Origin of the sequence: Pseudomonas sp. XWY-1 (assembly GCF_002953115.1) — a bacterium.
GTDB classification, from domain to species: domain Bacteria; phylum Pseudomonadota; class Gammaproteobacteria; order Pseudomonadales; family Pseudomonadaceae; genus Aquipseudomonas; species Aquipseudomonas alloputida.
In genome coordinates this window covers 3,320,216-3,344,850 of the sequence record NZ_CP026332.1, presented here as the reverse complement: position 1 = coordinate 3,344,850, position 24,635 = coordinate 3,320,216, and the positions used below count along the sequence as shown (strand labels likewise).

Genomic DNA, 24,635 nt, shown 5'->3' with positions numbered 1-24,635 from the left:
AGGCCAAAGGCTGTTACCCTGCACGGGTTTAGGGGGACCAATCGCAGGGAAAGTCAGGTGCCCAATCGATGACAAGCATGTCGACTATTAATGGCCACTGATGGTCTAACGGGCAAAGCCCGGATAGAGTCAGTGGTAATTAGAGGTTCACAAAGGCGAGGTATGCGATGTCCCGCATGATCCGTTTCCACAAGTTCGGCGCTGCCGACGTGCTCCGTTGCGAAGAGCAGGCCGAACCGTCACCCGCTGCCGACGAGGTGCAGATCCGCGTCGAGGCGGTTGGCGTCAGCTGGTATGACGTGCTTTGGCGCCAGAATCTGGCACCGTCCCAGGCGCGTCTGCCAGCGGGGATCGGTCACGAAATGGCCGGGGTGGTGACTGCGGTTGGTGAAGGGGTCGATGACATTGCCGTCGGTGACCGGGTCGCCAGCTTCCCGGCCACCAGTGCCAACGACCACCCGGTGTACGGCGATGTCATCGTACTGCCCCGTACAGCCATCACGCGCTACCCGAATGTGCTCACTCCGATCGAGGCCAGCGTGCACTACACCCCGCTGCTGATCGCCTATTTCGCCTACGTCGACCTGGCACGGGCCAAGGCCGGGCAGACAGCACTGGTCACCGATGCCAGCCATTGCGCCGGGCCTGCCTTCGTGCAACTGGGCAGGGCCCTGGGGCTGAAAGTGTTCGCCGCCACCAAGGAAGCGGCGCAGCGTGACTACCTGCTGGGCTTGGGCGCAGACAAAGTGATCGTCACCGAAGAGCAAGACCTGCTGCTGCAGATTGGCAAGTACACCGATGGCCGTGGTGTGGACATGGTGCTCGACGGCATGGGTGGCCCGCAGATGTCGCTGTTGGGTGATGTGCTGGCGCCGCGTGGCAGCCTGGTGCTGTACGGTCTGCAAGGCGGCAACCAGACGCCGTTCCCGGCCTGCGCGGCATTCCAGAAGAACATTCAGTTCTATGTGCACTGCATCGGTAACTTCACCGGCAAGCCAGAGCTTGGCATCAGCCAGGACCAGGTGGCGCTGCAGCGTGCCTTGCGCGATATCAACCAGTTCACGGCCGACCAGCTGCTGACACCGCAGATCATCAAGGTGTACCCGTTCGAGCAGGTGGTTGAGGCGCATCGCTACATGGACCAATGCCCGTGCGGCGGGCGCGTCGTGCTGGACATGGCGCATCACTGACGGTGGATGGCGCAAGCGACGAACCCGGGCAAGGTCCCGGGTTTTTTGTGCGCGGGATAAAGTGATTCAACACTTAAAGTAGGACTGTTCCTACAATAAATCACGATATGGACTACATATAAGTCAGTAGCTTTCGGGATGTCAGAAATATCCCGGCAAATAATCAGCCTTGAACGCTTTTGCCTTGCGAGTCACTGTGAACTGACACGGATGCTGAATGGTTTTTTTACCCTGAACTGTATCTTCAATTCGCGCTGCCTCCCTCTCGATAATGGCCCAATGATAGTTTGTGCAAGGAACGTGGGATGAGCATGGCTATGCCTGATATGGAGCAGTATGTGACAGCGACAGGCCATCGCAGGGGCGGTTTTTTCTCGATGGCTTGGCGACAGTGAAGGGTTACGTCATTACTTTCATTTTGTTGTAGGAAATTTCTTCTAGGTAAGTTTGGTGCATGTTCACGCTCAAATGTTGGGTGCATGCGCTGGCTGCATGAAGTTGATGAGGTGATTGCGTGACTGCTATTCACGACCAGGCGATGCATTATATCTACCAGCAAGTACTCGAGCGCTTGTTGAATCACATGTCCCAGGCGCAGCGCGCTTCCTTGCAGTTGCTGATACAACGCCTGTTGGTCGCTGCAGGCGGGCCGGAGTACATCGGTACTTTCAGCTTGCAGGTATTGCAAGGGAGCGACCGCCGCAGCAGCCGGCTGCTGGCCATGTTGCGTGCCGCGCAGCTGAGCATTGCCCTGCGTTCGCCGGTAACCTTCCAGCTGCGGGTATTGGTGGTCAGCCTGCCGGTTGCCGATAACGCCACGCTGGAAGCTCACGAGCGCAGTTTTAGCGCGTTGTTCATGCAGGATGACCCGCGGGTGCAATTGCAGATGATCGAGGGGCGCGCAGTGGTGCCGTTCAGTCGTCGGCTCTCGGTAATGCCTGAGCGCTGGCTGCTGGCGAGGGACGCGATGTTGATGTTCGGCCACATGATCGATGCCAGGCCGGAAGCCCTGCTGGGTTGCCGCCTGTACCTGGAGCTGGCGGGCGCCGTGGTTCAGGCGCTGCAGGCAGCGGTGCCTCCCGATGCGTTGGTCACCGCCATGCCCGGGCTCCAGCGGCGCCGATACCTGGCGTGGGCCCGGCGTAGCCTGCGCCTGGCCGGCGTGCATGCCCCGCATGCAGTGCACCAGTGCCTGGCGGCGCTGGCCCAAGGGCTGAGCCGATTGCACGGTGCTGTTGGGGGCGCACCGTGTGGTCAGCACGAGCCGGTTCCAGGCGCCGTACCGGAGCGTGCGCCGGTACGGCTGATCGCTATTGATGACCTGTTGCCGCACTTGCTTGAAGAGCAGCAGCTTGACGCGATGCTGGGTTGTCACTTCGAGACGGCTGCGGATGCTTTGCCGCTGTCCGAATTCGTCGACTCGCTAGCCACGGCACAGCTGCATGAACTGCGCGCCCGCAGTCTGGAGCCGCTGGCCGGGCGCCCAGCGCTGAGGCTGGCAGGGCAGGCGGGTGGCAGCAAGCAGCGTGACGCCGTGCCGTTGCTATTTGGCAAAGCCTACGGCATCAACCAGGCCCAACTGGTGTGCCTGCTGTTCAGCCCGTTTGCCAGGCAGGGGAAAAACCTCGAGCGGTTCTTGCAGTGTCGGCACGCCGACATGGTGGTGGCGTTGCCGTACCTGCACAGGGCCTTGCAAGGCAAACCCTGCCCCGATGCAGTCAAAGCCTGGCTGGTGAACACCAGTGGCTTGCCGTTGGGGCAACTGCGGCAAATTTATGATGGGCAGTTGCCGTTGGCGGGATGGCGCCTGCTTAACAACCTGGCCCGCCGCGATGTACACCTGAGGCTGCTGCCACAGCTGGCGTTGGGGCGGCGGCGTGGTGTTGCGGGGCTGCCTTGATGGGGCGAGCGGCCCCAGGCGAGTTCGCGTATCGCAAGGTGTATCGCTACCTGGAAGCGTTGATCGAACAAGCTGCAGGCGTTGGCACATGCCGGTTGCCGTCATTGCGTGAGCTGTCCCGGCGGCTGCGGGTGTCGTTGGCGACGGTACAAAGTGCCTACAGCCTGCTGGAAGAGGAGGGCCGTGTACACTGCCTGCCGAGGTCGGGCTATTACGTACAGAACGGTGGCAAAGATCAGGCTGTGGCCGTGGCCCGGCAGCCTCCCTTGCCGACGCAGCCACTGTTGGAGCGCATGCTGCTTGGTCACGAACGGCGTTTGGCCCGTCAGCGTGATCGCAGCGTTGCGTCCTGGGAAGCGCTGGGTAGCGCCCGTTTGCGCAGTGCCGTGGCTGAGCGATACACCCGCTGCTCCAACCAGTACTGGCATGCCGATGACGTCCATCTGGCCCCCGATGTGCTCGCGTTGCTGGAGACGCTGCTCGCGGCGCTGGCCCTGCAAGGTGGTACCGCATTGGTGCATTCGCCCTGTTGCTGGCAAGTGTTGCGCGCCCTGGCGCGTGCCGGCATGCGCGTGCTGGAGGCACCACTGGATGCCCGTGGCAACCCCGAGCTGCACGCGTTGGCCAAGCTGCTGGGTAGCGAGCCGGTAAGCCTGCTGGTCATGCCGTCTTGCCTGGGCATGCCACAAGGGCGGCTGGTTTCCCCGTATTACCAGCAGCAGCTTGGTCTTTTGCTTGGCCAGCACCCTGTATGGCTGCTGGAAAACGACCTGGACAGCGAGCTCTGTTACGACGGGCCGCCGAGCACACGCCTGCGTGACTGGATCGACCCGCGCTGGCTTCTGGTGATGGGCACGTTCGAGGCCGCAGTGGGGGCAGAGGCGCCGTATGCCTATTTACTGAGCCATGACACCGTGTTGGCCAAGGCATTCGCTGAACGGGCGTTTCGGCTTGCGCCGCTACGTTTGCAGGCGCTTGCTCACATGCTCGGCAAGGGGGAAATCGAAACGCAGCTGGGCCAGCAACGCACAGACTTGCAAAGGCGTACGCAATACCTGGCGCATGTACTGCAATCGCAATTCGGCCAACGGGTGGTCTTCGACATACCGCAAGGTGGGCAGATGCTGTGGGTGAGCTTTTGCCAGCCGCTGGCGTGGGACGGTATTGCCGCAGCGTTGGCAGGTTCTGCACTGCACGCACTACCGGGCGAGCAGTTCGGCCTGCCGGGGCATTACCCTCAACACCTTGCGCTGATTTGGCTGGGTGGGCGCCCGGATGAACTGCAACTGGCGGTAAGGCGACTGGCGCAGGCGCTTGAGGTGCGCTGCGGGCGAAACACCCGCTTCACAAGTTGAAATCAAGACGCTTGCAGGTGCTGCCAAGTACTGCGAGAGGGCCGACAAGTGAAATGACGGCCTGAAAACCTCAAGGTTCATTCGCAGCACAAAGAGCCACCTGCAGGGGGCGTAAATTGAGTTCTCCTCAGGGTTGCTCTTGCCCCTGACGCAAACGGGTACTGATCAGCGCCGCACATACCAGCAACGCGGCAATGATCCACAACCCGTTGCGGGTGCTGCCGGTGGTCTGCTCGATCAAGCCCATCACCGACGGCCCGACGAAACCGCCAAACAGACCGCAAGTGGTGACGAAGGCCAAGCCCGCCGCCAGCGCGCTGCCGCTCAGTCGGCTGGAGGGAAAGACGAAGATGATCGACTGCACCACGAACAGCATCAGCGCGGTCAGGGAAAACCCGATCAGGCCGATGAACGAGTTGGTCAGCGATGCCAGCAGCAATCCGGCCGCCATGGTCAGCAGGCCAAAGAACAGCAGCGTGCGGCAGCGGCGCGGCGAGGTGGCCAGGCGTGGGAAGGTAGCTGCGCCAATGGCTGCTGCAATCCACGGCACCGCTGTCAGTAGGCCGACCTGGAAGGGCGAAAGCGCAGCGTAGGTGCCGATAATGCCCGGCAGGAAGAAAATCACCGTGTAGATGGTGATCTGGTGCACGAAGTAGACCGCGATTGCCAGCCAGATCTGCCGGTCGCGGAACATCTGCCCCAGCTTGCTCTGCTGCGGTGCGGCCGCCTGCTCTGCGGCCAGGCGGCGCTCGATGTCCTGGGCGTCGGCAGCCGTCAGCCAAGGCGCCGAGGCCGGACCGTCCGGCAGCTTCTTCCACACCACATAGGCCAAGGCTACGGCGGGCAGGCCTTCGAGCACGAACAACCATTGCCAGCCATGCCAGCCCAGTACACCGTCCAGCTCCAGCAGGGCACCGCCCAGCGGGCCGCTAAGGATGTTGGCCAGGCACACACCCAGCAGGAAGTACCCCGTGGCACGGGCGCGTTGTTCGCGGTCGAACCAGTAGGTCAGGTACAGCATTACCCCGGGGAACAGGCCAGCTTCGGCTACCCCCAGCAACAGGCGCATGATGTAGAACGAGGTTTCACCTTGAACGAAGGCCATGCCCGCCGAGAGCAAACCCCAGGTAATCATGATACGGGTGATCCAGAAGCGCGCGCCTACCCGGTGCATGATCAGGTTGCTGGGCACTTCGGCCAAGGCATAGGTGAGGAAGAACAAGCCCGCGCCCAGGCCATAGGCGGCTGCCGAAAGGCCCAGGTCGATGCCCATGCTGGCTTTCGCCAGGGCGATGTTGGTGCGGTCAAGAAAACTCATCACGTAGACGATGATGAGCAGTGGCATCAATTTGCGTAGCAGCAGGCCGTTCAAGCGCTGCTCATGGGTGGTGGCAGGGGCGCAAGCCGCTGCGCGGGTGAGGGTTGTCATTGTTTTTTTCCCCGTGAAAAGTGCTGGTGGTGTGCCGCGCAGCAGCGGCACACTCAGGTCTGTGGGTCAGGAACGGTTGATGTCGAGCCACACGGCGCCGTTGGGGTACTGGTAACGTTCCAGGGTCTCAGCGTGCATCTCGATGCTGTAGCCAGGGCGTTGTGGCGGCATGTAGCGCCCGCGATGGATCACCACCGGGTCGATGAAGTGCTCGTGCAGGTGGTCGACGTACTCCAGCACCCGGTTATGCAGCGAGGCAGAAACCGCGATGTAGTCGAAAAGCGCGATGTTCTGCACATATTCGCACAGCCCGACGCCACCGCCGTGCGGGCAGACCGGCACGTCGTACTTGGCGGCCATCAGCAGCACGATCAGGACCTCGTTCAAGCCACCCAGGCGGGCTGCGTCCAGCTGGCAGAAGTCCAGTGCACCGGCCTGGAACATCTGCTTGAACATCACCCGGTTGTGGCAATGCTCACCGGTGGCGACACCGATTGGCGCAATGCGCTGGCGAATGGTGGCGTGGCCAAGAATGTCATCGGGGCTGGTCGGTTCTTCGATCCAGAGCGGTTCGAATGCGGCCAGGCGGCGCATGTTGGCCACCGACTCTTCGACGCCCCACACTTGGTTGGCATCCATCATCAGTGTGCGTTCCCAGCCGATTTCGTCGCGCAGGATGCTGGCGCGGCGGATATCTTCTTCCAGGTCGGCCCCGATCTTCTGTTTGATGTGGGTCCAGCCGTCTGCCACGGCCTCGCGGGCCAGTTTGCGCATCTTCTCTTCGCTGTAGCCCAGCCAGCCCGGGGCAGTGGTGTACCCGGGGTAGCCTTCACGCAGCATGTGTGCCTCGCGCTCGGCTTTGCCCGGCGCCTGGCGGCGCAGCAGGGCGATGGCCTCTTCGGGGGTGAGCACGTCGGTGACGTAGCTGAAGTCCAGGCAGCGCACCAGCTGCTCTGGCGTCATGTCGGCCAGCAGTTTCCACACGGGCTTGCCTTCGTGCTTGGCCCAGAGGTCCCACACTGCGTTGATGATGGCGGCGGTGGCCAGGTGGATCACGCCCTTTTCCGGGCCCAGCCAGCGCAACTGGCTGTCGCTGACGGTAAAGCGATGCCAGAAAGCGCCCATGTCGGCGCTGATTTCTTCGAGCGTAAGGCCGACGATCAAGGGGGCCAGCGACTGCACCGCCGCCGCGCATATCTCGTTGCCACGGCCAATGGTGAAGGTCAGGCCATGGCCTTCGAGGGCGGCAGCGTCGGTGTGCAGCACCACGTAGGCCGCCGAATAGTCGGGGGCGCTGTTCATGGCGTCGGAGCCATCCAGCGACAGCGAAGTGGGGAAACGGATATCGCGAACGCTCAGGTGGGTAATGCGTATGCTCATGGTCGACTCTTGTTCTGCTCAGGCACAGGGAGACCTGACTGTAGGTTGTTGAGCGATACAGGCATAATCGCCAAATCTTAATCAGTGATACCGGATTCGATATGTCTCGCTTGCCACCTGACAAGGCCCAGGCGCCTGCCAGCCTCGGTGCCTTGAAGATTTCCAGCCGTCAGATCACGTTGCTCAATGCCCTGGGTGAATTCGGCAACCTGCGCCGCGCCGCCGCCGCGATGCACACCACGCAACCGGCCGCCAGCCTGTTGCTACAGCAGCTCGAGGAGCGCCTGGGGGTACGTCTGTTCGAGCGCCTGCCCCGGGGGATGCAAGCGACGCTGTATGGCGAGGTGATGATTCGCTATGCGCAAAACGCATTGCATGAGTTCGATCATGCCCAGGCGCAAATCGCCGAACTGGCGCGCGGGGCGTTGGGCCTGGTGCGGGTGGGCAGCGTCATGGGCCCGGTACCGGGCGTACTGACCAAGGCGGTGCTGGCCTACAAGCGCGACCAGCCCAAGGTACGTATCTCGCTGGAAGTGGGCACCAGCGATACCTTGCTGCCGGCCTTGCTACGCGGTGATTTCGATATGGTGGTGGGGCGCCTGCCGGACCAGAGCGACAGCCAGGAACTGAATATCGAGCTGTTCGACGGCGGTGAGCAGATGCGTGTGATTGCTCGCGCAGGTCATCCCTTGGCGACAGCCACAGGGCTGCAGCTGGCCGACCTGGTGAGCTTGACGTGGATCTTGCACCCCATCGGCAGCCCGATGCGCCGTCGCGTCGAAAGCGCATTGCAGGCCGGCGGCATGGTGCAGTCGCTGGATATCGTCGAAACCGCGTCGATCCTGGCGACCACTGCCATGCTCGAAGCGTCCGAAATGATTGCGGTGGTGCCCAATGACGTGGCCCAGCATTATGCCCGCTATGGCATGGTCACCATCCTGCCGCTGGAGCTGCCACTGGCGATGGCCAACCTCGGCGTGCTGACCCTGCGCTCGCGGCCCAATTCGGTTGCCCTTGATACCTTGCTGCGCTACCTGCGAGCACAATAACTTTCACCTGCATGAGGCCCTGCGTCTATGCCGCCGGACATGACCCATTCCAGTTTTTGCAACTGGATCCGCTACAAGCACCTAGTGTTGATCGACACCCTGGCGCGCACGCGCAACATGCACGCCACCGCCACGCGCATGAACCTCAGCCAGCCGGCGCTCAGCAAAATGCTGCGTGACCTTGAGGAGCAGTTCGGCTTTGCCCTGTTCGAGCGCCTGCCTCGCAGCATGCCCCCCACCGAGCTGGGTGAATACGTGGTGCGGTACGCCCAGGGTGCCCTGGCCGAGTCGCAACAGTTCGTCGACCAGGTCAACCGCCTGCGCAACGGCGGGCACGGTTTCATCCGCGTTGGCGGGATCTTTGCCGCGACCGCATTGGTATTGCCGCAGGCCATCGCCGCCATCAAGGCGCGAAGCCCGTTACTGTCGATTGAAGTGGTGGAGCATTCCAGCGATCACCTGCTGACCATGCTCGAGCAGAACAAGCTGGACATCATGATTGGCCGCTTCACCGAGGAACGCTTCGGTCAGCTGTTCGACTTCCAGCCGCTGGAGCCTGAACCCTTCAGCCTGGTGGTGAACAGTGAGCATCCGCTCAACCAGCTCGACAACACACCGCTTGAAGCGCTAGGCGATTGGCCGTGGGTGCTTTATCCGGTAGGTACGCCCATCCGCAACCGCCTGGAGCAGGCGTTCCGGGTGGCCGGAATCGCCACGCCTGCCGACTGCGTGGAGACCATCTCCATGCCGATGTTCCTGCAGTTGCTGCAATCGGCACCGATGATTGCCATGCTGCCGCGCTCAATGGTGGCCGCGCAGTTGGCCAGCGGGCAGTTCAAGGAGCTGCGCAGCTCTTTGCAGGTGCCCGCGCTGGAGTATGGTGTGGTCACCCGCAAGGATGAACCGCTGAGCGCCTCCGCCAGGGCGTTTGTCGAGATTCTGCTGGAGGGCGCGCAACGCCGGCGGCAATCTCCGGAAGATACTGCGTTCTGCCCCTAGCCGATTGAAGATCACGCACCGAAATACCCTTGCGATAACTCCAGGTTATCGCTCGATCGGATCATCTCATTGGGAATGCGGCACCAGGCTTCTTACAGTGGCTACAGCCATAACAAGAAGTCAGCCGCTCCGCCCTGAGAGGTCCCATGCAACTGATTGCCAAATCCGGTGACCCCGCCGTCATCCGCCTCAACCCTTTGGACAACGTCGTCATCGCCCGCCAGGCCCTGCTGCCAGGCGTGCGCCTGGATGCCGAGGCGATTACCGTGCGCCAGCCCATCCCTTCAGGCCACAAGCTCGCCACCGAGCCTGTGGCGCAGGGCCAGCCGTTGCGCCGTTACGGGCAGATCATCGGGTTTGCGTCCCAGGCGATCGACGCTGGCGACCATGTGCATGTGCACAACGTGCAGATGGGCGATTTTGCCCGCGACTATGCGTTTGGTGTCGATACCCGCAGCCTGCCAGGCAGCGCCGCGCAGTTCCAGGGCATCGTGCGCGCCGATGGCCGTGTCGCCACCCGCAACTACATCGGCATTCTCACCTCGGTGAACTGTTCGGCGACCGTGGCCCGGGCCGTGGCCGACCATTTCCGCCGTGACATTCACCCCGAGGTGCTGGCCGACTACCCGAATGTCGACGGTGTGGTCGCCCTGACCCACGGTGCCGGTTGCGCAGTCGACCCGAGCGGTGAAGCCCTGGGCCTGTTGCGCCGCACCCTGGCCGGTTACGCCGTCCACCCCAACTTCGCTGCCGTGCTGATCATCGGCCTGGGCTGCGAAACCAACCAGATCGAAACCCTGCTGGAAACCCAGGGCCTGCAGGCGAGTGCGCAACTGCGCGCCTTTACCATCCAAGGGATCGGGGGCACTTCGAAAACCATCGCTGCCGGTATCGCCCAGGTCAAGGCGCTGTTGGCCGAGGCCAATCAGGTACGGCGCCAGCCGGTCAGTGCCCGCCACCTGGTGGTCGGCCTGCAGTGCGGCGGCTCAGATGGCTATTCGGGGATCACCGCCAACCCGGCACTGGGCAATGCCGTTGACCGCCTGGTGGCCGCCGGTGGTACCGCCATTCTCTCCGAAACCCCGGAAATCTATGGTGCCGAGCACTTGCTCACGCGGCGCGCGGTAAGCCGTGAGGTGGGGGAGAAGCTGGTGGCGCGCATTCGCTGGTGGGAAGACTACTGCCAGCGTATGAACGCCGAATTGAACAACAACCCCTCGGCCGGCAACAAGGCAGGGGGGCTGACCACTATCCTCGAGAAATCCCTGGGCGCAGTGGCCAAGGCAGGCTCCAGCAACCTGGTCGATGTGTATCAGTACGCGCAAGCCGTGCGAGCCCAGGGCCTGGTGTTCATGGACACCCCCGGCTACGACCCGGTCTCGGCCACCGGTCAGGTGGCCGGCGGGGCCAACCTGATCGCCTTCACCACCGGCCGCGGCTCGGCCTACGGCTGTGCCCCGGCGCCATCGATCAAGCTGGCAACCAACAACCGGGTGTTCGAGCACCAGCAAGAGGACATGGACGTCAATTGCGGCGGCATCGCCGATGGCTCCACCAGCATCGAGGAGCGCGGCGCATTCATCTTCGAGCAGATGCTGCGCATTGCCTCCGGGGAACGCAGCAAGAGCGAACAGCACGGCTACGGGCAAAACGAGTTCGTCCCGTGGCAGATCGGCGCCGTGACCTGATCGACCGCTCCCGTCCCATTTGCGAGGCAACTGCAATGATTCAAACCACGCTGTACAACGTGCAAGCGCTTACCACGTTTGTCGAGCAACTGTTCATGAAAGCCGGAGCCGACGTGGACGTCGCCCAGGTGGTGACCCGGGTGCTGCTCGAAGGCGAACTGCTCGGCCACCGTACCCATGGCCTCAACCTGGTCAGCCGCTACATCGACGGCATGCTCAGCGGGCAGGTAAAGGCCCGCGCGCAAGCGCTGGAACAGGTCGCCGACAGTGGTGTTTCCAGCCTGTTCGACGGCCACTACGTGTTGGGGCCCTATTGCGTCAGCCGGGCACTGGATTGCGCGGCCGCGGGCGCGACCAAGCAGGGCATCGGTATTGCGGTAGTACGCCGCGCTGCCCATATCGGCTGCCTGGCCGCCTACCTCAAGCCATACACCGACCAAGGGTTGCTGGCCATGGTCTACTCGTCGGATCCGTCGGTGGGGTTGGTCTGTGCTCATGGTGGCATCGACCCGGTGTACACCCCCAACCCGATTGCTGCCGGTATCCCGACCCAGGGTGAGCCGATCCTGCTGGATGTCAGCATGTCCACCGTCACCCTCGGCCTGGTCGGCCAATGCCGCGATGCCGGCCGGCGTCTGCCGCACCCTGTGCTGGTGAGCAATGACGGGCAGCTCAGCGATGACCCGGGCGATTTCTTTACCCGCCCGCAAGGCAGCATCCTGCCGCTCGGCGGCCAGGCCTTTGGCCACAAAGGGTTTGCCCTTGCGCTGTTGGTCGAAGCCCTCACCTCGGGGCTGGCCGGCCATGGGCGCAAGGATGCACCGGATCAGTGGGGCGCCTCGGCCACTGCGCTGGTGATTGACCCGCGCATGTTCGGCGGCCTGGAGGCGTTCCTCGACGAAACCAGCTTCCTGGGGGGATTGGTTCTGGCAAGCCGCCCGCTCGACCCCGAACGCCCGGTACGCCTGCCGGGGCAAGCAGGCCTTGCCCTGCGTCGACAGGCCTTGGAGCAGGGCGTGAACCTTTCGCCGCAGCTGATAGCCGACCTTGAGCGCGTGGCTGGGCAGTTGCAACTGCCGGGACTTTTCCAATGATGCACAGCAAGGGAACACAGATGACTGATCGAACGAACGCCAATCAACCGCTGCCAGTGAACCATGATGCCAGCGTTTTCGACAGCGGCAACTGGGTAGGGCGCGTCTGGTTGCCGGAGCAGGGGCCGGCGGTGGTGCTGGTGAAAGCCGGCGCCGTCTACGACATCAGCACCCACGTGGCGACCGTCTCGGCGCTGCTGGAAGTGGACGATCCGGTGGCCTACCTGCGTGCCTTGCCGCTGGCCGAACCCTTGATTGCGCTGCCGGCATTGCTGGACAACAGCGATCCTGCACGGCGCACCCCGCACCAGCCGTGGCTGCTGGCGCCGATCGACCTGCAAGCGGTGAAGGCCGCAGGTGTGACCTTCGCCACCAGCCTGCTGGAGCGTGTGGTAGAAGAACAAGCCAAGGGCGACCCGGCCAAGGCCGACGCCATCCGTGACACCCTGGCCAGCCGCATTGGCGCCGACCTGTCGCAGATTGTGCCCGGCTCGGCTCAGGCCGAAGCGCTGCGCAAGGTGCTGGTAGAGCAGGGCCTGTGGTCGCAGTACCTGGAGGTGGGTATTGGCCCGGATGCCGAAGTGTTCACCAAGGCCCAACCGCTGTCTGCGGTTGGCCACGGTGCCGACATCGGCATCCACCCCAAGTCCAGCTGGAACAACCCAGAGCCGGAAGTGGTGCTGGCCGTGTCGAGCAATGGCAGCATCAAGGGCGCCATGCTCGGCAACGACGTCAACCTGCGCGACTTCGAAGGGCGTAGTGCGTTGCTGCTGTCCAAGGCCAAGGACAACAACGCTTCCACTGCACTGGGCCCGCTGCTGCGGTTGTTCGACGAAAGCTTCGGCCTGGACGATGTGCGTGCTGCCGAGGTGGACCTGCGGGTGGAAGGCGAGGACGGCTTTATCCTCTCCGGGCGCAGTTCCATGCGCCAGATCAGCCGTGACCCGCAAGACCTGGTGCAGCAAACCCTCAACGAAAACCACCAGTACCCTGACGGCCTGGTGCTGTTCCTCGGTACCCTGTTCGCCCCCAAGCAGGACCGCGATCAGCCGGGTAACGGCTTTACCCACAAACCGGGTGACGTGGTGAGCATCAGCAACCCGCAACTGGGTACCCTGTGCAACCGCGTGACCACCAGCGATCTGGCACCGCAGTGGGACTTCGGCCTGCGCGCGTTGATCGACAACCTCGGCCGGCGTGGCCTGCTGGAGGTCGCGGCCACCGCCCGCCCGCTTTGAACGGCTCGCTGCGTCAGGGAGGGGCGCAGCATCATCGAGGGATCGTCAAGGCGCTGACAGCGCGGCAACAATAATAATAAAGGTCATCACATGAACCTAATGAAGAAGTACCAGCGCATTACCGTCGTGTTCCTGCTGCTGATCGGCATCGTCAACTACCTGGACCGTAGTGCGCTGTCGATCGCCAACACCTCCATCCAGAAAGACATGATGATCAGCCCGTCGCAGATGGGCATCCTGTTGTCGGCGTTTTCCATTGCCTATGCCTTTGCCCAGTTGCCAATGGGCATGATCATTGACCGCCTGGGCAGCAAGATCGCCCTCGGCGCCTCGTTGCTGGGCTGGTCGGTTGCCCAGGCGGCGTTTGGCATGGTCAACAGTTTTGCCGGTTTCATGGGCCTGCGGGTGTTGCTGGGGATTGGCGAGGCGCCGATGTTCCCATCGGCGGCCAAGGCATTGTCGGAGTGGTTCGACGCCAACGAGCGCGGCACCCCGACCGGTGTGGTCTGGTCGTCGACCTGTCTTGGCCCCTGCCTGGCGCCGCCGTTGCTGACGCTGTTCATGGTCAACTTTGGCTGGCGCGGCATGTTCATCATTACCGGCGTGATCGGCGTGGTACTGGCGCTGTGCTGGCTGACCTTCTACAAGAGCAAGGCCCGTTTTCTGGCAGAGCTTGCCGCCGAGGGCAAACCGCTGCCGAGTGAGCGCCCGGCTGCGGCCGCCGCTGCAACCGCGCCGAAGGCTTCGTACTTTGCCGGCTGGCTTGATCTGTTCAAGCACCGCAGTACCTGGGGCGCGGTGTTGGGTTTCATGGGGGTGATCTACATGCTCTGGCTGCACCTGACCTGGCTGCCGGGCTACTTCGAGCGCGAGCATGGCCTGGACCTGTACAAGACCGCCTGGGTGGTGTCGCTGGCGTATGGCTTCGGTGCGGCGGGGACCATCGTTGCCGGGCGCTTCTGTGACTGGCTGGTAAGGCGTGGCATGAGCGTGCTGGGCAGCCGCAAGTTCAGTGTCATCACTGGCCTGGTGCTGGCAGCGCTGTTCACCTTGCCACTGTCGTTCGTCACCGGCCTGACGGGGTGCATCATGCTGCTTTGCCTGGCGCTGTTCAGCATCAATATGGCCAGTGCCACCGCCTGGATGATCGTCAACACCATTGTCGACAGCCAGCGCGTGGCCTCGTTTGGCTCGATCCAGAACTTCGGCGGTTACATCGCAGGCTCGGTGGCACCGATCGTGACGGGCTTCAGCATCCAGTACTCGGGCTCGTTCACCACAGCGTTCATGATCAGCGCGGTGGTGGCGCTGTGCTCGGCGGTGGCGTACTTCCTGCTGCTACAGGCACCCATTGGCAGTGCCAGGGTCGAGGCGGGCGGGATGGCTGGCGCAACTGAACAGGCGTGAACGCTACGGGGGCTGCAGTGCAGCCCCTGAACCCTTGGTTGATCTTGAGGCGACCCGCGGCGCTTGTCATGGAGGGGTATCTGTATGTATAAACAGTGCCTGTTGCCGCAACCTGACCTCCGCCCGTGATCGCCCATTCCGTCGACGACCCGTTCTACTACCTGCATAACTTCCGCCAGGTCGTGCTGTGGGTCGAACAGCGCTACCAGGACCTGCTGGATGACCAGGAACTGGCCTTCATCCGTGCCTTCAGTCAACTGCAAGCGCCAGCCCAGGCCTTGATGGTGCGCATGGTGATGCGCAAAGGCGAGTTGTTTCGCAGCGATCGGCTCGACTACGCCGAAATCGGCGATACTGCGCTGGCGGTGCAGCCGTTGCTGGCCCTCGGCTGGGTACGGGAGCCCGAGCAACTGGACCTTGAGCAGCTGTTCGCGTTGCTGCGCAAGGAAGAACTGGCCCGCTGCTTCGCCCGGCAACTGAACCGCCCGCGCGCGGCCAAGCATGAGTTGTTGGCACAGCTGCAACCCCTGGCGCTGGCAGCCCGATCACTGGTCGAATGGTTTCCTGACAGCGATGTGCGCATCCTCCAGTGGTGCCTGCAACCTTTGTGCGACCGCATACGCCTGCTGTTTTTCGGCAACCTGTACCAGGACTGGTCAGACTTCGTCCTCGCCGACCTGGGCTTGCTGCGTTACGAGCAGGTGCCGTTCAGCCCTGATTCGCGTGCCTTGCAGCAACGTGACGATGTCGACCTGGCCATGGCGCTGCACCAGTGCGCCGAGCGCCTGGAGCAGGGCGGCGACCCGCTGCCGATCCTTGCCACCCTGCAGGGCCTGCACAGCGACAACCCCTGGCTGGCCCGGCGCCATGCGCGGCTGCAATTCGCTGTGGGCCAACAATGCGAACGCCTGGGTGAATGGGACCTGGCCACGGCGGTGTATGCGCAATGCAACCACCCCCAGGCGCGCATTCGCCAGGTGAGGGTGCTGGAGCGCAGCGAACAGTGGCACCAGGCCCATGCACGGGCGTTGCAACTGGCAGCGGCACCTGCCAATGCGCTGGAGGAGCAGGCGCTGCAACGCATGCTGCCACGCCTGGCGCGCAAACTCGGCGGCCCGCCACAGCGGCGCCAGCGCACCACGCCGCTGGAACTGATCGAGCTCGAACTGCCCCGTGGGCACGCTGCGCTGGGTGTTGAAGAAGCCGTGCGTCAGCACCTGATGCAAGAGGGGGGGCAGGCGCATTACGTGGAGAACACGCTGTTCAACAGCCTGTTTGGCCTGTTGTGCTGGGAGGCCATCTTCGCTCCGGTGCCCGGCGCATTCTTCAACCCGTTCCAGGCCGCGCCACAGGACCTGCACGACAGCGACTTCCAGCAGCGGCGCAGTGCACTGTTCGAACGCTGCCTCGGGCGGCTCGACGAGGGTAGCCATCGCCAGGCGATTCTCGACTGCTACGTGGCCAAACAGGGATTGCAGTCGCCGTTCGTGTCCTGGTCCATGCTCAGCGAGGAACTGCTGGAGCAGGCCTTGGCGTGCCTGCCGGCCGCAGCGCTCAAGCAATGTTTCCTGCGCCTGTTGCAGGACATTCGCAGCAACCGTGCCGGCATGCCCGACCTGATTCAGTTCTGGCCCGAGCAGGGCCGTTATCGCATGGTCGAGGTCAAGGGGCCCGGTGACCGCCTGCAGGACAACCAACTGCGCTGGCTGGAGTTCTGCAGGCAACACGGCCTGCCGGTCGCGGTGTGCCACGTGCGCTGGAGCGAAACACCTTGAGCTACAGCGTAGCGGTGCGCGCCTTGTGTGAGTTCAGCGCCAAGGTCGGCGACCTGGACCTGCGCTTCACGCCATCGCCCACCGCCCAGGAGGGTATCGAAGGGCATCAGCGGGTGGTGGCACGGCGGGCTGCTGGCTACGAGTCGGAAATCGCCCTTGAAGGCCAGTTCGAAACCCTCAGGGTGCGGGGCCGTGCCGACGGATATGACCCTGCCAGCAATCGTCTGGAAGAGATCAAGACGCACCGTGGCGATCTGGCGCGTCAACCGGCCAATCACCGTCAGCTGCACTGGGCACAGGCCAAGGTCTATGGCTGGTTGATGTGCCAGGCACGACAACTGCCGGCCATCGAGGTGGCGCTGGTGTACCTCGACGTGGACAGCGACGGCCAGACGCTGTTCACTGAGCACTGTTCGGCTGCCGAGTTGCAGGCCTTCTTCGAAACCCAGTGCCAGCGCTTTCTGGGCTGGGCTCGATGGCAGCAACGACGCTTGGCCGAACGTGACCAAGGCCTGCTGGCGCTGAGTTTCCCCTACCCACAGTTCCGAAAAGGCCAGCGGCAGTTGGCTGAAACCTTGTACAAGGCGGTGAGCACCGGCCGTTGCCTGATGGCCCAGGCCAGCACCGGCATTGGCAAAACCCTTGGTACCTTGTTCCCGCTGCTCAAGGCCATGGTGCCGCAGCAGCTGGACAAGCTGTTTTTTCTCACCGCCAAGACACCAGGCCGGGCACTCGCCCTGGATGCCATGCGCCAGATCACCGATGCCACGCCGCAACCTGCCCTGCGCACACTGGAGCTGATCGCTCGCGACAAAGCCTGTGAATACCCGGACAAGGCCTGTCATGGTGAGTCCTGCCCATTGGCCGCAGGCTTCTACGACCGTTTGCCGGCTGCGCGCGAGGCTGCGGCAGCACTGCCGTTGCTCGACCGCGCCAACCTGCGTGAAGTGGCTTTGGCGCACCAGGTGTGCCCGTACTACCTGGGCCAGGAGATGGCGCGCTGGGCCGACGTGCTGGTCGCTGACTACAACTACTACTTCGATGCGCATGCTTTGCTGTTCGGCCTGACCCAGCTCAACCAGTGGCGAGTGGCAGTACTGGTGGACGAAGCACATAACCTGGTCGAGCGGGGGCGCGGCATGTACAGCGCCAGCCTTGACCAGGGCCAGCTGCTGGCGTTGCGCCAGAGCAAACCGCCTGGGCTGGTCAGTGCGCTGGACCGCCTGAACAGGCAGTGGAACGCGCTGTATAAAGAGCAGCGTGCGCCGTACCAGGCCAGCGAGTCGCTGCCTGAAGGGCTACTGCGCGCCCTGCAGCAGTGCGTCGGGGTGATTCAGGAGCAGATGAACCAGGCGCCCACGCACATCGACCCCCAGGTGTTGCAGTTCTACTATCAGGCCTTGCAGTTCTGCCGGGTTGCCGAACTGTTCGACGAGCACTTTCTATTCGACATCAGCCAGCGCCAGGGCCCGCGCAAGCGGCGGCTGGCCACGCTGTGCCTGCGCAATGTCACCCCGGCGCGGCTGCTGGCACCGCGCATGCAGGCGGCGCGCAGTGTGACGCTGTTTTCCGCCACGTTGAGCCCACGGCATTTCTACAGCGACCTGCTGGGCATGCCAGCCGATACCGCCTGGCTGGACGTGGCCGCGCCGTTCCGTGCCGAACAGCTGGAAGTGCGCATTGCCAGCCAGGTATCCACCCGTTACCAGCAGCGCCAAGCCTCCCTGGCGCCGATCGTTGACCTGATTGCCCGGCAGTATGAGCGCATGCCGGGTAACTACCTGGCGTTCTTCAGCAGCTTCGAATACCTGCAACAGGTGGCAGGGCTGTTGGCCGAGCAGCATGGGCAGATTCCGCTGTGGTCACAGGAGCCGGGCATGGACGAGGCGGCCCGCCAGGCATTTCTCGATCGCTTTGTCGCCGATGGCCGAGGTGTGGGCTTTGCTGTATTGGGCGGTGCTTTCGGCGAAGGGGTGGATTTGCCCGGCACGCGGCTGATTGGCGCGTTTGTCGCCACCCTGGGGCTGCCTCAGGTCAACCCGGTCAACGAGCAGTTCAAACAGCGCCTGGGGCGGCAATTTGGAGCGGGTTTCGATTACGCATATCTCTACCCGGGCGTGCGCAAGGTGATCCAGGCGGCGGGCCGGGTTATTCGGGGTGACCAGGACCGTGGCGTACTGGTGCTGATTGACGAACGCTTCGCCGAGCCCCGGGTGCAGCAGATGTTTCCAGGGTGGTGGGCGGCGGCTATTGTCTAGCGGTCTTTCGCCTTTGACGATCAGTCGCAATCAGGGGGGATCAAACCATCCACCAAGTTCCCCTCATGGCACACCGCCGCAAGGCGGCCCAAGCACGTCAACCGGGCATTCCGTCTGCCCGGGGCCGGAGCAGGATGGGCAGGTAATGGCGCAGGAACAGCAACAGCGCCAGGCTCCAGCACAGTGCCGAAACGCTTACCCCCAGCGATGTGAACAGCGGCAGAATCACCCGGGCCAAGGTCGCCAGTTGCATCAGGGCAAAGGCCCAGGCAATGCTGGTCGGCACCTGCAATGGCCTGCCGGTGTGGCCCAGGCTGACCCGCGCCATCATGGCCAGGATCAGCCCGGTCATGGCGCCAACGGTCAGCGCGTGGGTCACCAGGCTCGGGCTCAGGGCCACCCCGCTATGCCACAGCGCCATGCCCAGGCAGGCCAGGGCGAGCCAGGCGTAGGCCAGGTGTAGCGACCACAGCAACGGTACGCGCCACAGGCCACGGTCGTGCCACAGCACCAGTCGGGTCGCATGCAGCGCGAACAAGGCAAAAAACAGCACCGCCAGGCTTGCTTGCGGCGTATCGGCCAGGCCGGTGGCAAACGCCAGCGGTACTGCGACGCCGAGCAACAGGCAGGCTCGGTCCAGCCATGGGCGGGCAGGGGCCGCGTCAAGGTAACCCAGGCCACGGCGGGTAAAGAATGGTATGACCCGGCCGCCGAGTACGGTCATCATCGCCGTCACCAGCCACAGCCCGGCAAATATTCCACGACGCTGCCACAGTTCGTCCTGGTGCAACCAGCCGGCCAAGGTCAGCCACTGGCAGGCGGCAATCAACAGCACCAGTACGACGATCGGGTAGTTGTTGCGCAGGCGCCGTTGCAGGACCGGTCGTGCCAGGCTCAATGCCACCAATGGCAGGAAGCTGCCCTCGACCAGTACCAGCAAGCTACCCGGTAGTGGCATAAACCAGCTTACCCGCCCCAGCAACCAAAGCAGGAACACACCCTGCAGCGCCCGCCCGCTCAAGCCTGGGATGCCGCTCCAGTTCTGCACGGCGGTCAGCAGAAAACCCGCGATAATGGCGGCGGCGAAGCCGTAAAGCATCTCGTGGCGGTGCCAGGCGAGCATACCCCCGGGCGGTGCAGGGGCCAGTGCCCCAGCCAGTACGCCGGCCCACAACAGCAGGGCGATCAGCGCAAACAAACTGCCACCCAGGAAGAACGGGCGAAAACCCAGGCCCCAGACGGCTTGGCGTGGGCGTGAAGCAGTGGGTTGCAAGAGCATGGGCAGTCCTTGGTTCGTTCAGTAGGCTTCAATTGGGGTAAGATCACGATCCGTGCCAGTTGCAAAGCCCTTGAATATCAAGGTGATGGCACTTCTCAGGGTCCGAATGACACGCGCGTATTGCGGTCATTCAGACTGGCTTGTATGTCGTTTTGACTTGCTTCAGGGTTTGCCTGGTTCAGTGCCGGCTGACGCTTCGCTACAGGATTCACGTTTTGTCCGACCTCTCGAAAAATCCGCTGCTGCAGTACATGGCCCGTCTGGCCCCATCCAGCCAGCAAACCATGCGCTACATTCTTCAGGACGCCGCCGACCGGCTAGGTTTTGTCGACTGCAACATTGTCGATGTGCCTTGGCATCGGCTCGAGCCGGGCCATGTGATTGCACTGGTGGCTGCCCTGCGTGCCGATGGCTACGCGCCCAACAGCTCGTCGCTGTACGTCAACGCGATTCGCGGGGTGATGAACGAGGCCTGGCGTCAGGGCCTGATCGACCACGAGCAGCTGTTGCGTATTCGCGAGGTCAAGCCCGCCACGGGCAGCCGCCTGCCGCCAGGGCGCAACCTGCGCCGCAGCCTGATCCGCGAGCTGATGGATGTGTGCGCCGCCGACCCGCGGCCACAGGGGGTACGTGATGCGGCGATCATTGCCTTGCTTTACGGCACCGGCATGCGCAAGTCGGAGTCGGTCGACATCGACCTCGACCAGGTCGACTTCGAGGCGCGCAGCCTGCAGGTAGTGGGCAAGGGCAACCACCAGCTGGTCAAGTACGCACCGCCGTGGGCGTTCGAGAAGCTGCAGGCCTGGCTTGAACTGCGCCGCCAGGACCTGCCTGCCGGGGCGGAAGATGACCCGTTCCTGTTCAACCGCATCCGTCGCGGCAACCACATTACCCGGGCGCGCATTACCAAGCATGCGATCTACTACATTGCCCGCCAGCGCGGCGCGCAGGTGGGGGTGAAGATCATGCCGCACGATTTTCGCCGGGCATTCATTACCCGGGTGATCGAAGAGCACGACCTGTCGATTGCGCAGAAGCTGGCGCACCATGCCAATATCCAGACCACGGCTATCTATGACCGGCGTGATGACAACGAGCGTCGGCGTGCCGTGGACCGCTTCGATTACTGAGGCTTGATATTGTGGGGCTCAACGCAGCCCCATTTTCACGTATGCCGGCACCGAAACAGGGCCGACACACGCCCCTGCTTTGTGCGCCATTCCCCCGCATGCCCGATGCCAGAGCGGGCACTGCACAGGTTTCATCATCGTTCACCTGCGAAGTTGGCCCGCAACCTGCTATATCCAGCCTGCGAATTTGATCGAGTGGTCAGGCCGTGCGCGCTAGCAGGCGCCCGCGCCGGACCCTCTAAACGGCCAGCAGGCCACGGATTTCAGGGGCCGCAGGATGTCGCTCGCGGAGCAGATCGAACAACAGCAAGACGATGCGGGCTGGAGTGCTCACCTGCAGTTGCGCTTTGTCCAGCGTGACGGCGTGACCCGCCTTGGTGCGTGGAAGCATTTCGGACCTCTTTTGGTGCAGCGGCCTTTCTATCCTGAAGGTGCGCCGTGCCATGTCTATGTCCTGCACCCGCCAGGCGGCATCGTCGCCGGCGACCGCCTGGAACTGGACATTCACCTGGAGCCGGGTAGCCACGCGCTGCTGACCATGCCCGGCGCCAGCAAGTTCTACCGTAGCATCGGCCCGACCGCGCGGTTGGCCCAACGCTTACATCTGGCCGCGGGCAGCACCCTGGAGTGGCTGCCGCAGGACAGCATCTTCTTCTCCGGCGCCCGGGCCAGCCTCGCCAGCCGTTTTACCCTTGAACCGGGCGCCCGCCTGCTGGCCTGGGAAACCCTGTGCCTGGGCCGTCCGGTCATGCACGAGCGTTTCGACCACGGCGCCCTCGACAGCCTTTTGCACATCGAACTGCCTGACGAGGTTGGCCTGCATGAGCGCCTGCGTCTCGAAGGCGGGCATCTGGACAAGCTGGGTGGGCACCCGCTACTCGCCACCTTCTGCGCCGCACCTGCCGATCAGGCCGTGCTGGAGCAGGTTCGCCCGCTACTCGATGAATTGGGCAACCCGGCCGGTGCGACCCTGCTCGGGTCGTTGCTGGTGATCCGGGTGCTCGACCATGACAACCAACACCTGCAACGCACCCTGCAACGCCTGTGGCATGTGCTGCGCCCGGCCATCCTCGGCCTGCCAGCCTGCCCACCGCGAATCTGGGCTACCTGAGAGAGCGCCATGGAGCTTACCCCGAGAGAGAAAGACAAACTGCTGCTGTTCACTGCAGCGCTGCTGGCGGAGCGGCGTCTGGCCCGTGGCCTGAAGCTCAACTACCCGGAGGCCGTGGCGCTGATCAGTGCCGCGGTGCTCGAAGGCGCCCGCGATGGCCGCACAGTCGCCGAACTGATGAGCCTGGGGCGTGAAGTGCTGACCCGTGAGCAGGTGATGCCCGGTATCGCTGAAATGCTTCACGACGTGCAGGTCGAGGCGACCTTCCCGGATGGCACCAAGTTGGTGACCGTGCATGACCCCATCGTCTGAAACCGCCAAGGAGCGTCGCATGATCCCAGGTGAAATCCAGGTCGCCGCGGGCGACATCGAGTTGAACAGTGGCCGAGAAACGGTCAGCGTCAGTGTGGCCAACCATGGCGACCGGCCGGTGCAGGTCGGCTCGCACTACCACTTCTATGAAGTCAACGACGCGCTGGTGTTCGACCGGGCGCCCACCCTGGGCTTTCGCCTGGACATCCCGGCCGGCACTGCCGTGCGCTTCGAGCCGGGTCAGGCGCGTACCGTGCAACTGGTGGCTTACGCCGGCAAGCGTGAGGTCTATGGTTTTCAGGGCAAGGTGATGGGCGCGCTGGAGGGCAGGGCATGAGCCGTATTTCCCGTCAGGCCTATGCCGACATGTTCGGGCCCACAGTTGGCGACCGCGTGCGCCTGGCCGACACTGCGCTGTGGGTGGAGGTCGAGAAAGACTTCACGATCTACGGCGAAGAGGTGAAGTTCGGCGGCGGCAAGGTCATTCGCGATGGCATGGGGCAGGGCCAGATGCTGGCGGCCGAGGCCATGGACCTGGTGTTGACCAACGCGCTGATCATCGACCACTGGGGCATCGTCAAAGCCGACATCGGCATCAAGCATGGACGTATCGCGGTGATCGGCAAGGCCGGCAACCCCGATGTGCAGCCGGGCGTGAACGTGCCGGTCGGGCCAGGGACCGAGGTGATCGCGGCCGAGGGCAAGATCGTCACCGCCGGTGGTGTCGATTCGCATATCCACTTCATTTGCCCACAGCAGGTGGACGAGGCATTGAACAGCGGTGTCACCACGTTCATCGGCGGTGGAACCGGGCCGGCCACTGGCACCAATGCCACCACCTGCACGCCCGGCCCCTGGTACCTTGCGCGCATGTTGCAGGCTGCCGACAGCTTGCCGATCAACATCGGGCTGCTGGGCAAGGGCAATGCCTCGCGGCCAGACGCGCTGCGCGAGCAGATTGCCGCAGGTGCTGTCGGGCTCAAGCTGCATGAAGACTGGGGCTCTACGCCAGCAGCCATCGACTGTTGCCTGGGCGTGGCCGAGGAAATGGATATCCAGGTGGCGATTCACACCGACACCCTCAACGAGTCGGGCTGTATCGAAGACACGTTGGCGGCCATCGGCGACCGCACCATCCACACCTTCCATACCGAAGGTGCCGGTGGTGGCCATGCCCCGGACATCATCCGTGCGGCGGGGCAGGCCAACGTGCTGCCATCTTCGACCAACCCGACCCTGCCTTACACGATCAACACCGTGGACGAGCACCTGGACATGCTCATGGTCTGCCACCACCTGGACCCGAGCATCGCCGAGGACGTGGCCTTCGCCGAGTCACGCATTCGCCGCGAAACCATCGCTGCCGAGGACATCCTCCACGACATGGGCGCCTTTGCCATGACCTCGTCCGACTCCCAGGCCATGGGCCGGGTTGGCGAGGTGGTGCTGCGCACCTGGCAGGTGGCGCACCAGATGAAGCTGCGTCGCGGGCCGCTGGCACCGGACACCCCGTACAGCGACAACTTCCGGGTCAAGCGCTACATCGCCAAGTACACCATCAACCCGGCACTCACCCATGGCATCGGTCACGAAGTGGGCTCGGTGGAGGTCGGCAAGCTGGCCGACCTGGTGCTGTGGTCGCCAGCGTTCTTTGCGGTCAAGCCGGCCCTGGTGCTCAAGGGCGGGATGATCGTCACCGCGCCCATGGGCGACATCAACGGCTCCATACCCACCCCCCAGCCTGTCCACTATCGGCCGATGTTCGGCGCGCTGGGTGCGGCGCGGCATGCCACACGCATGACATTCCTGCCCCAGGCGGCAATGGACCGCGGGTTGGCCGAGGAGCTGAACCTGCGCAGCCTGATTGGCGTGGTCAACGGTTGCCGGCGGGTACGCAAGCCGGACATGGTCCACAACACCCTGCAGCCGCTGATCGAAGTCGATGCGCAGACCTATCAGGTGCGTGCCGATGGCGAGCTGCTGGTCTGCGAACCGGCCAGCGAACTGCCGCTGGCCCAGCGCTATTTCCTGTTCTGAGGAG

General features: G+C 63.6%; 19 protein-coding genes. 16 read left to right on the top strand and 3 right to left on the bottom strand.

The window, feature by feature from the left end; genetic code table 11:
- Positions 1 to 167 precede the first annotated feature (167 nt).
- The 3 genes from PRJ_RS15545 to PRJ_RS15530 all read left to right on the top strand — a co-directional run bounded on the left by PRJ_RS15545 (position 168) and on the right by PRJ_RS15530 (position 4,445).
- Positions 168 to 1,190, top strand: coding sequence for a zinc-dependent alcohol dehydrogenase family protein (locus tag PRJ_RS15545; protein WP_014591301.1), 1,023 nt, complete (start codon positions 168 to 170; stop codon positions 1,188 to 1,190).
- A gap of 514 nt (positions 1,191 to 1,704) precedes the next feature.
- Complete coding sequence (locus PRJ_RS15535; RefSeq protein ID WP_104961877.1) at positions 1,705 to 3,090, top strand: hypothetical protein; 1,386 nt, start codon at positions 1,705 to 1,707, stop codon at positions 3,088 to 3,090.
- A complete protein-coding gene (locus PRJ_RS15530; RefSeq protein WP_104961876.1) occupies positions 3,090 to 4,445 on the top strand; it encodes a GntR family transcriptional regulator in 1,356 nt (451 codons plus the stop codon). The genes PRJ_RS15535 and PRJ_RS15530 overlap by 1 nt, the downstream gene beginning before the upstream one ends.
- A 127-nt stretch (positions 4,446 to 4,572) precedes the next feature.
- Here the strand turns inward: PRJ_RS15530 and PRJ_RS15525 are convergent, their stop codons facing one another.
- Complete coding sequence (locus PRJ_RS15525; RefSeq protein WP_104961875.1) at positions 4,573 to 5,874, bottom strand: MFS transporter; 1,302 nt, start codon at positions 5,872 to 5,874, stop codon at positions 4,573 to 4,575.
- 66 nt (positions 5,875 to 5,940) lie between these two features.
- A complete protein-coding gene (locus tag PRJ_RS15520) occupies positions 5,941 to 7,254 on the bottom strand; it encodes an L-fuconate dehydratase (RefSeq protein ID WP_049586184.1) in 1,314 nt (437 codons plus the stop codon).
- Positions 7,255 to 7,355: 101 nt separating this feature from the next.
- Between PRJ_RS15520 and PRJ_RS15515 the strand changes: the two genes are divergently transcribed.
- From PRJ_RS15515 to PRJ_RS15480, 8 genes are all read left to right on the top strand, one after another.
- Complete coding sequence (locus PRJ_RS15515) at positions 7,356 to 8,303, top strand: LysR family transcriptional regulator (protein ID WP_104961874.1); 948 nt, start codon at positions 7,356 to 7,358, stop codon at positions 8,301 to 8,303.
- A 27-nt stretch (positions 8,304 to 8,330) separates the two neighbouring features.
- The gene (locus tag PRJ_RS15510; RefSeq protein WP_104961873.1) at positions 8,331 to 9,302 is read left to right on the top strand and encodes a LysR family transcriptional regulator; all 972 of its coding nucleotides are present in this window, start codon (positions 8,331 to 8,333) and stop codon (positions 9,300 to 9,302) included.
- 146 nt (positions 9,303 to 9,448) lie between these two features.
- Complete coding sequence (locus tag PRJ_RS15505; protein WP_064493097.1) at positions 9,449 to 10,990, top strand: UxaA family hydrolase; 1,542 nt, start codon at positions 9,449 to 9,451, stop codon at positions 10,988 to 10,990.
- Between the two features lie 35 nt (positions 10,991 to 11,025).
- On the top strand, positions 11,026 to 12,084 hold the full coding sequence (locus tag PRJ_RS15500) for an Ldh family oxidoreductase (protein WP_104961872.1): 1,059 nt from the start codon (positions 11,026 to 11,028) through the stop codon (positions 12,082 to 12,084).
- A gap of 20 nt (positions 12,085 to 12,104) precedes the next feature.
- The gene (locus PRJ_RS15495) at positions 12,105 to 13,322 is read left to right on the top strand and encodes a fumarylacetoacetate hydrolase family protein (RefSeq protein WP_104961871.1); all 1,218 of its coding nucleotides are present in this window, start codon (positions 12,105 to 12,107) and stop codon (positions 13,320 to 13,322) included.
- Between the two features lie 99 nt (positions 13,323 to 13,421).
- The gene (locus PRJ_RS15490; protein ID WP_177429911.1) at positions 13,422 to 14,729 is read left to right on the top strand and encodes an MFS transporter; all 1,308 of its coding nucleotides are present in this window, start codon (positions 13,422 to 13,424) and stop codon (positions 14,727 to 14,729) included.
- A 125-nt stretch (positions 14,730 to 14,854) separates the two neighbouring features.
- The gene (locus tag PRJ_RS15485) at positions 14,855 to 16,504 is read left to right on the top strand and encodes a VRR-NUC domain-containing protein (RefSeq protein WP_104961869.1); all 1,650 of its coding nucleotides are present in this window, start codon (positions 14,855 to 14,857) and stop codon (positions 16,502 to 16,504) included.
- Positions 16,501 to 18,762, top strand: coding sequence for an ATP-dependent DNA helicase (locus PRJ_RS15480; protein WP_104961868.1), 2,262 nt, complete (start codon positions 16,501 to 16,503; stop codon positions 18,760 to 18,762). The genes PRJ_RS15485 and PRJ_RS15480 overlap by 4 nt, the downstream gene beginning before the upstream one ends.
- Positions 18,763 to 18,859: 97 nt before the next feature.
- Here PRJ_RS15480 and PRJ_RS15475 read toward each other — a convergent pair whose 3' ends face one another.
- On the bottom strand, positions 18,860 to 20,041 hold the full coding sequence (locus tag PRJ_RS15475; protein ID WP_104961867.1) for an NnrS family protein: 1,182 nt from the start codon (positions 20,039 to 20,041) through the stop codon (positions 18,860 to 18,862).
- A gap of 215 nt (positions 20,042 to 20,256) precedes the next feature.
- On the opposite strand from PRJ_RS15475, the gene xerC reads away from it, so the two are divergent.
- The 5 genes from xerC (at position 20,257) to ureC (ending at position 24,631) form a co-directional block, all read left to right on the top strand.
- Positions 20,257 to 21,171 carry a tyrosine recombinase XerC gene (gene xerC / locus PRJ_RS15470; protein WP_004576552.1) on the top strand — a complete coding sequence of 305 codons (915 nt, stop codon included), beginning with the start codon at positions 20,257 to 20,259 and terminating at the stop codon, positions 21,169 to 21,171.
- A 277-nt stretch (positions 21,172 to 21,448) separates the two neighbouring features.
- Positions 21,449 to 22,282 (top strand): urease accessory protein UreD, encoded by an 834-nt coding sequence (locus tag PRJ_RS15465; protein ID WP_104961866.1) that lies wholly within the window; start codon positions 21,449 to 21,451, stop codon positions 22,280 to 22,282.
- 9 nt (positions 22,283 to 22,291) lie between these two features.
- Entirely contained in the window at positions 22,292 to 22,594 is a 303-nt protein-coding gene (locus tag PRJ_RS15460; RefSeq protein ID WP_003253929.1) for an urease subunit gamma, read from the top strand.
- A gap of 19 nt (positions 22,595 to 22,613) precedes the next feature.
- Entirely contained in the window at positions 22,614 to 22,931 is a 318-nt protein-coding gene (locus PRJ_RS15455) for an urease subunit beta (protein ID WP_010953752.1), read from the top strand.
- A complete protein-coding gene (ureC, locus tag PRJ_RS15450) occupies positions 22,928 to 24,631 on the top strand; it encodes an urease subunit alpha (RefSeq protein ID WP_014591285.1) in 1,704 nt (567 codons plus the stop codon). The genes PRJ_RS15455 and ureC overlap by 4 nt, the downstream gene beginning before the upstream one ends.
- Positions 24,632 to 24,635 lie beyond the last annotated feature (4 nt).

What these genes read in the sequence shown, in the direction of transcription:
- PRJ_RS15545 (WP_014591301.1), top strand. Translation starts at nt 168, where the DNA reads ATGTCCCGCATGATCCGTTTCCACAAGTTCGGCGCTGCCGACGTGCTC.
- PRJ_RS15490 (WP_177429911.1), top strand. Translation starts at nt 13,422, where the DNA reads ATGAAGAAGTACCAGCGCATTACCGTCGTGTTCCTGCTGCTGATCGGC.
- PRJ_RS15530 (WP_104961876.1), top strand. Translation starts at nt 3,090, where the DNA reads ATGGGGCGAGCGGCCCCAGGCGAGTTCGCGTATCGCAAGGTGTATCGC.
- PRJ_RS15525 (WP_104961875.1), bottom strand. Translation starts at nt 5,874, where the DNA reads ATGACAACCCTCACCCGCGCAGCGGCTTGCGCCCCTGCCACCACCCAT.
- PRJ_RS15475 (WP_104961867.1), bottom strand. Translation starts at nt 20,041, where the DNA reads ATGCTCTTGCAACCCACTGCTTCACGCCCACGCCAAGCCGTCTGGGGC.
- PRJ_RS15520 (WP_049586184.1), bottom strand. Translation starts at nt 7,254, where the DNA reads ATGAGCATACGCATTACCCACCTGAGCGTTCGCGATATCCGTTTCCCC.
- PRJ_RS15510 (WP_104961873.1), top strand. Translation starts at nt 8,331, where the DNA reads ATGCCGCCGGACATGACCCATTCCAGTTTTTGCAACTGGATCCGCTAC.
- ureC (WP_014591285.1), top strand. Translation starts at nt 22,928, where the DNA reads ATGAGCCGTATTTCCCGTCAGGCCTATGCCGACATGTTCGGGCCCACA.
- PRJ_RS15455 (WP_010953752.1), top strand. Translation starts at nt 22,614, where the DNA reads ATGATCCCAGGTGAAATCCAGGTCGCCGCGGGCGACATCGAGTTGAAC.
- PRJ_RS15505 (WP_064493097.1), top strand. Translation starts at nt 9,449, where the DNA reads ATGCAACTGATTGCCAAATCCGGTGACCCCGCCGTCATCCGCCTCAAC.
- PRJ_RS15495 (WP_104961871.1), top strand. Translation starts at nt 12,105, where the DNA reads ATGACTGATCGAACGAACGCCAATCAACCGCTGCCAGTGAACCATGAT.
- PRJ_RS15500 (WP_104961872.1), top strand. Translation starts at nt 11,026, where the DNA reads ATGATTCAAACCACGCTGTACAACGTGCAAGCGCTTACCACGTTTGTC.
- PRJ_RS15465 (WP_104961866.1), top strand. Translation starts at nt 21,449, where the DNA reads ATGTCGCTCGCGGAGCAGATCGAACAACAGCAAGACGATGCGGGCTGG.
- PRJ_RS15460 (WP_003253929.1), top strand. Translation starts at nt 22,292, where the DNA reads ATGGAGCTTACCCCGAGAGAGAAAGACAAACTGCTGCTGTTCACTGCA.
- PRJ_RS15515 (WP_104961874.1), top strand. Translation starts at nt 7,356, where the DNA reads ATGTCTCGCTTGCCACCTGACAAGGCCCAGGCGCCTGCCAGCCTCGGT.